The 1568-nt window shown below is 67.9% G+C and carries 1 protein-coding gene; it reads left to right on the top strand.

What is annotated here, in order from left to right:
* Positions 1–66: 66 nt before the first annotated feature.
* Positions 67–1524, top strand: a complete 1458-nt coding sequence (tnpC, locus tag EJK15_RS69230; RefSeq protein WP_138720910.1) for an IS66 family transposase — start codon at positions 67–69, stop codon at positions 1522–1524.
* Positions 1525–1568 lie beyond the last annotated feature (44 nt).

Here is a 1568-nt window from a genome sequence, read left to right as displayed (position 1 = left end):
GTAAGCATTCAGCAGATCAAGATCATGATGGCGTGAGCGGTGTCCCTGCAATGGGATGATCTTCGTGTGTCGAAGACCCCGGATCGCCGCCCGTCATATGACGAGCTCGCGGCGCTGGTGGTCCGACAGATGGCCACGATCGAGGCCCAACGCGAGACGATCGCACGGCTGGAGGAGACGGTCGACCGGCTGACCGCGCGGGTCGCCGAGCTGGAGCGCAGGCTGGGCCGCAACTCCGGGAACTCCTCGTTACCGCCGTCCAGCGACACCTTCGTCCGGCCGGAGAAGAAACCGCCGGTCAAGAGTGGGAAGAAGCGGGGCCGCCAGCCGGGCGCGCCCGGCGCGGGCCTGGCCATGGTCGAGACGCCGGACCAGGTCGAAGAGCACGTCCCGGACGCGTGTGGCGGTTGCGGAAAGACGTTGTCGGCGGCCGACAGCGTCGGCTTCGCGCGGCGTCAGGTCCGTGACATTCCCCTGGTCACCGTGACGGTGACCGAGTATCGCGCGCATCGGTGCCGGTGTGGCGGCTGCGGCCGGGTGACCACGGCGGTTCTGCCCGAGCAGGTGGCGGGATCGCCGTCGTCGTACGGGCCGAATCTCCGCGCACTGGCCGCTTACCTGCTGGTCTTCCAGCACATTCCGGTGGAGCGCTGCGCGCAGTTGATCGCCGACGTCACCGGAGCGCGAGTGTCGCCCGGCTGGGTGAGTTCGATTCTGGCCGAGGCCGCCACCTTGGTCGCCGGCAGCGTCAAGCTGATCCGCGCGCTGTTGACACTCACCCATGTCCTGCATGTCGATGAGACCACCACCCGGATCGGGTCGACACGCCGCTGGTTGCATGTGGCCTGCACGACCACGCTGACCCTGCTCGGGCTGGGCGATCGCTCCCGCGACGGGGCCAACGCCCTCGGGGTCCTGCCCGAGTTCCGGGGCGTGCTGGTCCACGACGCGCTATGGCTCTACAACGGCTACCCCGACGCCCGGCATCAACTTTGCGGATCACACCTGGTCAGAGACTTGACGGCAGTGGCCGAAGACCATCCCGGCCAGCGGTGGCCCGAGCAGATCCGCTGGGCGCTGGCCGCGTTGAACAAGCAGGCTGCCAAAGCGCGGGCGGACGGGCTGATCGAGATTCCGCCCGAGCGGGCCGAGATCTACCTGAAGTCCTTCCACCACGGCATCCTCGTCGGGCTGTCGTTGCATCCCCGCGCGCCCGGACGCAAGCAGTCCCCGGCTCGTAACCTGCTGGAACGTCTCCAGCGACGGGCCGCTGATGTGCTGCGTTTCGCCGATTTCCCCGGCTGGGTGCCGTTCACGAACAACACCGCGGAGCGGGCGCTGCGGCCGGTGAAGACCCAGGTGAAGATCTCGGGCTGCCATCAGTCCGAGGCGGGTGCCGTCGCCTGGCTGACCGTCCGCTCCTACCTCGACAGTGCCCGCAAGCACGGCCTGTCGGCCTTCGACGCGATCCACTGCGCCTTCACCGGCAACCTGTGGATGCCGCCCGTCGCACTCGACGCCTGATCAGCTCGTATCACGCAGCGTCACAGATCCTTCTGATTGCTTAC

The sequence above is a fragment of the Nonomuraea basaltis genome, from assembly GCF_005893125.1.
GTDB lineage: Bacteria > Actinomycetota > Actinomycetes > Streptosporangiales > Streptosporangiaceae > Nonomuraea > Nonomuraea basaltis.
Note: the sequence above shows the minus strand (reverse complement) of the source record. Positions and strands in the feature narration are given on the sequence as shown.